Below are 10,430 nucleotides of genomic sequence, written 5' to 3'. Positions count from 1 at the left end.
ATACTATACTGGTATAAAGTTTAACTTTTTTAATTATGTAGTTTCCTCTCATATTTTAAATACATTTTACCCAAAAATTCATTTACAATGAAAACAACTTTCCAAAGCAGTGATCCTCCAAAAGTGGACAAAAAATTATTTTTAAAATTGTCATTAATTGTTTTGATGTTCGTATTTCACCTTGGTGAAGTATCAGCACAAAAAGCAGCGGGTCCAACACAAAAAATTACTGGTAAAATTGTTTCTAGTCAGGACAACCAACCTGTACCTGGTGCAAGTATATTAGTAAAAGGCACTACATCGGGCAGTACTGCAAATTCGCTAGGAGAGTTCGCCATCGAAGCAGGTAGTAATGCTACTTTAGTGGTTAGTTCTGTAGGATACTCTTCTCAAGAGATAAAAGTAAATGGTAGGCTAAAGATAAATATTACCTTAGTAGAAAATATTTCTTCATTAGACGAAGTAGTTGTAGTAGGGTATGGTTCGCAAAAAACACGTTATCTATCAGGTTCACAAACCAACATTGGCGAGTCGGAAATAAAGAGAACTGTAAATACTTCGCTTGACCAAGCACTTCAAGGACGTGCTGCCAACGTATATGTGGCAAGTAACTCTGGTAAACCGGGTGGTGCCTCATCAGTATATATTCGTGGGGTTTCTTCAATCAATGGTAATACGCAACCAATGTATGTAATTGATGGGGTACAAATTGTGCCTCCAAACAATACTGAATCAGACGGACAGTCAAATATTCTTGCAAGTTTGAACCCAGATGATATTGAGTCGATGAACGTTCTTACGGGACCTTCGGCACAATCTATCTATGGTTCTAAAGCATCTAATGGGGTAATTGTAGTAACTACTAAAAAAGGAAAGGCTGGTGATACAAGGATTAATTTTACAAGTATGTATAATTTCCAGACTTTGCCAAATCAGTTACCTGTAATGAACTTGAAAGAGTATGCAATCTATAGCAATGCTTGGGCTGATGTATCTGGATATGGTCGTCAGGCTGAATTTTCAGACCCTTCAATCCTAGGCGAAGGTACAAACTGGCAAACTGCTTTGTTTAAGACTGCTGCCATGAAGAAACAACAGCTTTCTTTAAGTGGGGGGAATGATAGAACAACTTATTATCTATCTTTCGAATTGTTGAATCAAGATGGACTAGCGCCTAATTCAGGTTTTGATAGGAAATCTTTGAGATTAAACCTTGAAAATAAATTACGTAGCTATTTAAAGATTGGGACTAATTTATCGCTTTCGGGCACCAATGAAAATCTTTCCATCGGAGACGACCAAATCATTAGTACAGCTATTCAACAATCGCCAGCTACTCCGCTTAAAAATGGTGATGGCTCGTGGGGTGGTCCACAAAACGTTACTCCAACTACGCCATCGTACGTTTTTGTAACGAACCCTGTGGCATTAGCTTATACAAATAGTAATGTTTACAAACGTATAAGTACCTTCGGTGCGGTATATGCTGACTTGACGTTCCTAAAAGATTTTGTTTTCCATGCTGAATTTAATGGTACTTATGGTAATGACACCAGAGCGATTTTTAATCCATCTTACCAATTTGGGGTAAATAATATTACACAAGGTGCAACCAACTCGGTTACTTCATCAAGAAGATATGCTGGTAATAGCTATTATTGGAGCACAAACCAACGCTTAAATTACTCAAAGAGATTTCAGAAACACGACATTAATGTTACGATGGGACATGAGTCTCAATATAGCTTTTCTGAAAATTTATCAGGAAGTGTTACAGGCTATACGAGTAACAACATTCCAGAATTATCTGCTGGAGATTTAAAGACATCAATCAGTGGTAGTAGTAGAGATGCAAGTTCACAAGAATCTTATTTCACTCGCGTTGGCTATATTTTTGATGATAAATATATTGTTCAAGCAACTTATAGAGCTGATGCCTCTTCAAACTTTGGTCCAAACAATAGATGGGGCTTTTTCCCTTCTGTATCAGCCGCTTGGAGAATTTCTAAAGAGAATTTCATGAAAGATGTGAGTTCGATTGATGACTTGAAATTAAGATTAGAAATGGGAACAACAGGTAACCAATATTATGGCAAACCTATTTATGCTTCTTTGAACGCAATTCCTACACAAACAGGTCAAGGCTTTTTAGCAGCCAATTTTGCTAACCCAGATTTGAAATGGGAAAGTACACAGTCTTATAACATCGGTTTTGATTTACATGCCCTTAAAAATAGAATTCAAGTAGTTTTTGATGCCTACATCAGAAAAACTAGTAACCTAATCACTGAGCTCCCATTACCAGCTTATGCAGGTACAACAGGTACAGGTGCTATTGGTTCTCCAGTTGTTAACCTTGGTAACTTAGAAAACAAAGGGATTGGTCTTTCAATCAATACAGTACCTATTGAAGGAAAAACGGCAGGTTCTTTAACTTGGAAAAGTGGATTTAATATCTCATTTGATAGAAATAAATTATTGAAACTAAATACTGAAAGAGCTTTTGCTAGTCGTAAACCATGGTTTACCGATGTGATTTCTCGCTCAGATATTGGTCAACCACTTTGGCAGTTTTATTCATATAAATATGATGGTATCTTCCAAACTTACCAACAATTAATCAATAGTGCTATTCCGGCCAACGTACCTATCAGTCAAAATGGCGTATGGGTAGGTGATGTAAAATTTGTGGATGTTAATGGTGATAAAGTAATTGATGATCAAGATAGAACAATCGTAGGAAACCCTTGGCCTAAATTTACTTTTGGTATCAATAACAGTTTCTCTTACAAAAATTTCGATTTGTCTATCTTCATGCAAGGTACTTATGGAAACCAAGTGTTTAATCAATTGAAATTAAATAACTCTGGTTTTACAAACCTTATCCGTGGTGCTTACAAAGAAGTTATCAACTTTGCTAGACCGAGTAGTTATGACGAAACCGCCGTGTTGCTAAACCCAGGTACTCAAGTACCAAGAGTAGGTAATACACCAAATGGTAATAACCGTGCTACAGATAAGTTTATCGAAGATGGCTCATACTTACGTGCTAAAAACATCACGTTGACCTATACATTGCCAAAAGCAATCCTTAAAAAATACTTGCCTATTAATGGACTAAGATTTACTGCGGGGGTTCAAAATGCTTTTACAATCACAAAATACACTGGTTATGACCCTGAAGTAGGAAACTCTTCTAACGTTCCTGGTTTTGATAACGGTCGTTATCCATCTTCAAGAATGTACACTTTTAGTTTGTCGGCAGACTTGTAATCATCGTACATTTTACCATGTTTAAACATCAAGAAAATGAAAAGAAATAGTTTTTTAAAATATATGTTCTTATTCTTAACTATTTGTGGTTTGGCAAGTAGTTGTAAAGAAGATTTCCTAGAAAGACCCCCTTTAAGTAACCTTACTGCGGGTACTTTCTTCAATACAGATGCTGAATTATTAACGTCAACAGGGGCATTATACAACCAAGTATGGGCAGGAGCGAACGGACAGTCGTTACTAGCTTTTGGTGATGGCCGAGGAGGTAACTTCTTTACGCCTTATGTAGCCGACTGGCTTCAATTCTGTTCTTTTGCAGTATCTAATACAAATGGTGCTTTAAAAGACTCTTGGTCATCATTTTATAATATCATTGCTCAATCTAATGTATTAATGAGCAATATAAATACTTATGCTAAACCATCGGTTTCGGCAGCAGCAAAGAATAGAGCACTAGGTGAAGCACGTTATATGCGTGGTTTGGCATACTCTCTTTTAGTACAAAACTGGGGGCCTGTACCTATTATTACGGATAACATCAAGCAAGGAGGAGATACTACGCTATCAAGAAACACGGTAGAAAGTGTTTGGGAATTTGCCATTCGTGATATGCAATTCGCTATTGCTAATCTTCCTGTAACTTCTACTTCAGGACGTTTAACAAAGTTTTCAGCCGAAGGGATGTTAGCAAGATTTTATCTGACTCGCTCGGGCTTGAATTCAACGAATGGACAACGTAGCCAGATGTATTTAGATAGTGCAAAATATTATGCGAAAGATGTTATCTTGAACAGTCCATACAAATTGATGGACAACTATGCAGACTTATTTTATACTAAAAACAACAATAATCCAGAGCAATTATTTGGTTTACAATGGGTTCCATTGCGTGACCCTTGGGGTGTTGGTAATGGTTTCCAATCTCAATTTGCAGAAAATAGTACAATCACTGGAGGTTCTGATGGCTGGGGTGGTGGTCATGGTGCATCGGCTGACTATGTACTAAACCTTGACCCAATAGATTCTATCCGTAGAAAAGCAACGTATATGTTCCCGGGTGACCACTATCCTGAATTAAACAAAAAAGGCGGAGGTTGGTCTGAGGGTATTCCTAACGCAAGTACATACACTAACATTGCCCACTTCAAAAAGTATATTGTTGGTACACCAGACGACAATGATGGAAAAGGGCAGGTTCAAGCTACTGGAAACAATACCTATATGCAGCGTTTGGCAGATGTGTACCTTATTTATGCCGAAGCTATTTTGGGTAATAATGCCTCAACTACTGACCCTGAAGCACTCAAGTATTTTAATGCCGTGCGCAATCGTGCAGGTTTACCGTCGATAACATCAATCAATATTGATAAAATTTTACATGAAAGACGCTACGAGTTTGCTGTAGAAGGTGATGCTTGGTATGATATTGTTCGTTTGTATTACTACAATCCTACAAAAGCAAAGGCAATTATTAATGCTCAACAAAAAGGAGATTATAAAATTGAAATCAAACCTGGTACTTATGCTAATGGCAGAATACGTGAATTTGTTACTACAATTGTAGTACCACGTACTTTTACAGTAAATGATGCAACAATGTTTTTGCCATATCCAGATACTGAATTGGCAATGGCTCCAAACTTGAGAAAACCACCAGTGCCTTACAAGTTTTAGTTTCAAGTATAAATTGTAAAATTTGAAAGGAGAGTATTTCTCTCCTTTCAATAAATTCTCATAGAAGATGAAAAAATCAATAAATCATATATTTGGTAAGCTGGGGTTTTTAATAATCGTCTCGCTTGCTATATTATCCTCTTGCAAGGATTCCGAGCTAGAAACAATATCTACGGGAACGCCAGTAATCAAGAAAGTTTATCTTTTAGATACTATTGCCAGACATAAAGACAGCACATTTGTATCATCAATCCCTGATGATAAACTTTTAGTGATTAATGGTGAAAATTTAGGAGGCATCATCAAAGTGTATTTCAACGATTACGAAGCTTCTTTCAATACCAATTATAACACTAATACAAACTTAATTATTAGACTTCCCAAAGAAGCACCGACCGAGGCAACAATGGCAACAGTTCCTAATAAAATTAGAATTGTAACAAGTCATGGAGAGGTAACGTATGATTTTACATTATTGCCTCCTCCACCCAATATTTATTGGATAGATAATGAAAATGCTCTACCCGGAACAACGATTACATTAAATGGGGCTAATTTTCTTTTAGTACAGAAAGTGGTTTTTCCAGGAAATATTGAAGTGACTGATTTTAAGGCAACTAAAGAAGGAGATAAAATTGAGGTGAAAGTGCCAGCTAACTTGACACTAGCAGGCCCAATTCAGGTAGTTACTAAATTTGGTGAAGCTAAAACGGTAGCTCCTTTCAATCTAAATTCTGGTACAGCAGTTTTTGCCAATTTTGACGACAAACAATGGGCAGACTGGATGTGGAATATTTTTGTGAAAAACAGTACAACAGACTATCCTGGTGCTAGAGGCTCTTATGCTTATTTTGAAAAAAATACGGTAACAAAAGCTGGCGATAATGCTTGGTGGAACGCAGATGGTAGAGCATTATGGCTTACTACAGATTTGAGAAACCCACTATTTAATAAAGATAGTTTGTCTAATAGAGTAGAGCAATATTCTTTAAAGTTTGAAATGTATGTTAAGCAGCCTTGGGCTTCTGGTTCTTTCCTGATAAAAGCAAATGGCAAAAATTATGCAGCAAGATTTGAACCATGGAGAGCCGCTGGAAAGGCTTATTCAACTACTGGATGGGTTACTCAAACAATCGCATTAACTGAATTCAGAACAGCAGATGGTACAGGTACTTCGGCGAGCTCAATTAGCGATATTGTTGGCGCAGACGGAAATAATGGTGGAGCTGAATTTGTTTTCTTCTTTGATAATACGACTCCTAAAAATAGTGACATTGATAAGATTGCAATTGCAGTAGATAACCTTCGTATTGTAAGAACGACAAGAAAATAGCAATTGAAAACTATGGTAGGTATTATTGAAGCTGTTTAAACTTTCCCTTTCGGGTTAAACTAAGTCTTTTAGAATAGCTTGTTCCAAAATTTTCTCAGCGTAGCGATGCTATGCCTCGCAAATTTTGAAAAAATCAATTCAAAAATACAATACTTTCACCTAAGAAACGGAAAGTTTAAACAGCTTCATTTGTATCATTACAAACATAGTTTATTAAACTTTAAAAATCCTTCTACGAAAATTTAGAAGGATTTTTTTTCAAACGTCCTTATTTTATATTATCCAATTTAAAATATTTGCTACTCGTAATTATGAAATGTTTCAACCCACTACTATGTTTTGGAGTGTCACTCTTTTTGGGTTTTTCTTGCTCAAAAAGTGAAGAAAATATCATTACAACACCAAAGGATACCACCACCATTACAGTTACTCCGCCAGTTGAACCCAACATTGCTAGTACAGTTGGTTTTTTCTTGGACGATTGGCAACCTAAAAATTATGTAGTTCCTGCTTACACAGACTTTACAGCACCCACAGAAGCCTTAACTACTGTTACCGTAGATGCTTCGGATATTATAGCCAAGATACCCCAACAAATATTCGGTCATAATGCCAATACTTGGATGGGAACTTTTGTAGATCAGCCTAGTTTTATGACTGATGTAACAAACCTTAAACCAAATATCATTCGTTGGCCTGCTGGTAGTGGTAGTGATGGCTATTTTTGGAATGCCAGCCCTACACAAGACCCTAATAATAAAAACCGACAAACACCCTCTGCTCAATACATGAAAGAATGGGGGCTTCCTGATAAATATATAAACAAAGACGGTGTGGCGGAAGATGCATGGTTTGGCTATGGACAAACCACCGATAATTGGAGGGCCTCATTGAATAACTACTACGATATGTTGAAGCAAAGTAATAATAAAGGCATTATTACGATTAATTATGGCTTTGCTCGCTATGGTACTAGTGCTAATCCTGTTGCTACTGCCGCCCATCTAGCGGCTGAATGGGTACGGTATGATAAAGGAAGAACACAGTACTGGGAAATAGGAAATGAAAATTATGCCGATTGGGAAGCTGGATATAGGATAGACGTTACTAAAAATAAAGATGGTCAGCCCGAGTTTTTGACAGGAAAACTATATGCCCAACATTTTAAAGTTTACGCCGATTCTATGCGAAAAGCTGCGACTGAGGTAGGCTCAAAAATCAAGATTGGAGCTGTAATGCAGGAATCTGTCACAGAATCTTGGCAGAATAATACTACCAAAACTTGGAATTCAACCCTGATTCCCGAACTCAATAATAAGGCTGATTTTTATATAGTACATAATTATATTACACCTTATCAACAAAAGTCAAATGCAGCCACAGTCCTTAGTTCAGCCCTTTCTGTGCCTGCAAAGATGATGAGTTTTGTAAGTAACGAGATTACAAGTAATGGAGGAGAAATAAAACCTATTGCTTTTACAGAATGGAATATGTGGGCTGCTGATTTGAAACAACAAGTATCCAATATAAGTGGACTTTTTGCGATTATCGTACAAGGAGAAGCCATTAAAAATAAATATGGATTGTCGGCTCGTTGGGATTTATTAAATGGCTGGGAAAATGGAAACGACCACGGGCTTTTTAGTGACGGTGGCAGTAGCGACGATCCACGGTGGAATCCTCGTCCTTCATTTTATTATATGTATTACTTCCAGAAACTCATTGGCGACAGGCTAGTCTCATCCACCGTTACTGGCAATGGGGCAACATCCATCAAATCTTATACTTCTACGTATAGTGCTGGTCAAGTAAACGTAACCTTACTTAATACAACGAGCGTCCCACTCACAGTGGAGGTGAAAACGAAAAACTTTCTAGTCGGTAATCGCTATTACTGGTACAGCTTAGAAGGCAGTAATGACAATGGCGAATTTTCAAGAAAAGTATTGGTGAATGGCACTGGACCAAAAGGAGCAGCAGGTGGTCCTTCAGATTACATGACCGTCAAGGCTCGTTCTGCACTCGTTGGCAGTGGCATAAAGGTAATCGTTCCTGCTTTCGGTTCTATTTGTATGTTAGTTGATAAAAAGTAAATTTTTGATAAAGAATTGTAACTACTCATGCTAAAGTAATGTGTCAACATTAAGCGATATAATGGAAAAAGGTAATTTGCTAATCACTAAATGACTCATTCATTAACTTACTCAATTACTTAAAATATGATGAAATATATTTTAGCCATATTCATTTGCATAAGCATGTCCGCTAATGCACAAGTATCAATTAAGATTGATGCTGCTGCTGAAAAAAAAGCTATCTCTCCATACATATATGGAAGAAACAATTCGCTTACCACAGACCCAGGAAAGGTATTGGACATTAATTGGACAATGCTAAAAGATGCAGGCGTAACTTTTTTCAGAGAAAGCGGTGGAAATAACTGCACAAAATATAATTGGCGAAAAAAGCTTTCCTCTCATCCCGACTGGTATAATAATGTTTATGCCAACGATTGGGATGTAGCGGCAAAGTCACTGAAAAGCAATATGCCTACTGCTCAAGGGATGTGGGCGTTTCAATTGTTAGGTAAAGTAGCCAAAACCAATCAAGCGAATTTTCCAGATTGGGATTATAATAAATCACAGTGGTGGGAAGGTGTTAATCAGAATTTAGCGGGCAATGGTACACCAAACCCTACGGGGTCTAAAGCTAAGATAGAAGGAGACATTAACCAATACCTTGAAAATTGGCCAGCAGATTCGACCGTTGCTATTCTAGACCATTGGTTTAAAGATTTAGCCTTGGATAAAAACCAATTGCTGTATTGGAACATGGATAACGAAGTGGAAATATGGAACGGCACCCACGATGATGTAATGCCTGTTCAGATTTCAGCGGAGGAATTTATGCAGAAGTATTTCGAGGTGGCAAAAAAAGCCAGAGCTAAATTTCCTACTATTAAATTAGTAGGGCCAGTGACAGCCAATGAATGGCAATGGTATAATTGGTCAAAAGCCATTAATGCGGATGGTAAAACCTACCCGTGGCTAGAATATTTTATTAAAAGAGTGGCTGATGAGCAAAAAAGTTCTGGTATTAAGTTATTAGACGTTTTAGATATACATTTTTATCCAAGTAGTAACAAAATTGATGAAGTAGTACAATATCATCGTGTATTCTTTGATAGAAATTATGTGTATCCAGAAGCAAATGGCGTAAAAGTAGTGAATGGAGGGTATGATAATTCGTTGAATAAAGAATATATTTTTGGACGAGTAAACGATTGGCTAGATAAATACCTAGGTACAAATCATGGAGTAAAACTGGGGTTGACTGAATCTGGCGTGAATATCACCGACCCTAGTGCGATGGCTGTTTGGTATGGCTCTACTTTAGGCGAGTTTATGAAAAATGAAGTAGAGGTTTTTACACCGTGGTCTTGGAGTACAGGAATGTGGGAAACACTCCATTTGTTTAGTAGGTATAATAAAAGCTTTTCCATCAAAAGTAGCTCATCAGATGAAACCCTTGTTTCGGCTTATCCAAGTATCAATGCCACGCAAGACTCGATGACAGTCGTGTTGATAAATCGTTCTTCCACAAGTGCGAAAACTACATCTTTAAGTTTTGACAACTTCGTTTTAACAGGCAAAAGTGCCTCATCACTTGCCTTAAAATCATTACCCACTACAGAAACGTTTGTCTCTCACTCTCAAAATGCTTTAAACAAGGGTACCGTATCGATAAATAACAATGCTATCTCGCTTACGCTCCCTGCTATGTCAATTACTTCGATACAGTTAGTTGGCAAATTAGGACAATACTCCGCTGTTTTAGGGACTTTAACAGAGCCTGAAAATACTGTTAAAGTTTTCCCTAATCCGTGTAACAATGAATTTACAGTGGATGCTGGTACTGAAAAATTCAAGCAGTTAGAACTCATGGATGAAGCTGGAAGGCAAATTTATACTCAGGTTATTACCGATGGTGATACGATTATTAAAGTGAATCAAAAATTAAAAACAGGGACTTATCTTCTCAAATTATCGAATGATAAAACGGTGATAGTCAAGAAGATTTTAGCGCTATGACAAGTAAATACATACAGTGAAGTGCTTTGTTTTTTAGAATTTTATGCAGAAATATTTTA

General features: G+C 37.1%; 5 protein-coding genes. All 5 read left to right on the top strand.

Annotation, left to right across the window (positions count from 1 at the left end; genetic code table 11):
- Nucleotides 1-87: 87 nt before the first annotated feature.
- The 5 genes from AC07XN_RS10615 to AC07XN_RS10595 all read left to right on the top strand — a co-directional run bounded on the left by AC07XN_RS10615 (nt 88) and on the right by AC07XN_RS10595 (nt 10,371).
- The gene (locus AC07XN_RS10615) at nt 88-3,273 is read left to right on the top strand and encodes a SusC/RagA family TonB-linked outer membrane protein (RefSeq protein WP_309915863.1); all 3,186 of its coding nucleotides are present in this window, start codon (nt 88-90) and stop codon (nt 3,271-3,273) included.
- A gap of 63 nt (nt 3,274-3,336) precedes the next feature.
- Entirely contained in the window at nt 3,337-4,947 is a 1,611-nt protein-coding gene (locus AC07XN_RS10610) for a RagB/SusD family nutrient uptake outer membrane protein (RefSeq protein ID WP_494743044.1), read from the top strand.
- Nucleotides 4,948-5,014: 67 nt separating this feature from the next.
- A complete protein-coding gene (locus AC07XN_RS10605) occupies nt 5,015-6,280 on the top strand; it encodes a glycan-binding surface protein (protein ID WP_309915868.1) in 1,266 nt (421 codons plus the stop codon).
- A gap of 311 nt (nt 6,281-6,591) precedes the next feature.
- Nucleotides 6,592-8,373, top strand: coding sequence for a hypothetical protein (locus AC07XN_RS10600; protein WP_494743043.1), 1,782 nt, complete (start codon nt 6,592-6,594; stop codon nt 8,371-8,373).
- A gap of 126 nt (nt 8,374-8,499) precedes the next feature.
- Nucleotides 8,500-10,371 (top strand): glycoside hydrolase family 44 protein, encoded by a 1,872-nt coding sequence (locus tag AC07XN_RS10595; protein ID WP_494743042.1) that lies wholly within the window; start codon nt 8,500-8,502, stop codon nt 10,369-10,371.
- The last annotated feature ends 59 nt before the right edge of the window (nt 10,372-10,430 follow it).

This window comes from Arcicella sp. GW458-12-2-14-TSB2 (genome assembly GCF_059423785.1).
The sequence above is the reverse complement of the archived record's forward strand: the minus strand, read 5'-3'. Positions and strand labels throughout refer to the sequence as shown.

Bases quoted from the DNA above. Each gene is read 5' to 3' on its own strand.
- AC07XN_RS10615 (WP_309915863.1), top strand. From the start codon at position 88: ATGAAAACAACTTTCCAAAGCAGTGATCCTCCAAAAGTGGACAAAAAA.
- AC07XN_RS10610 (WP_494743044.1), top strand. From the start codon at position 3,337: ATGTTCTTATTCTTAACTATTTGTGGTTTGGCAAGTAGTTGTAAAGAA.
- AC07XN_RS10605 (WP_309915868.1), top strand. From the start codon at position 5,015: ATGAAAAAATCAATAAATCATATATTTGGTAAGCTGGGGTTTTTAATA.
- AC07XN_RS10600 (WP_494743043.1), top strand. From the start codon at position 6,592: ATGAAATGTTTCAACCCACTACTATGTTTTGGAGTGTCACTCTTTTTG.
- AC07XN_RS10595 (WP_494743042.1), top strand. From the start codon at position 8,500: ATGATGAAATATATTTTAGCCATATTCATTTGCATAAGCATGTCCGCT.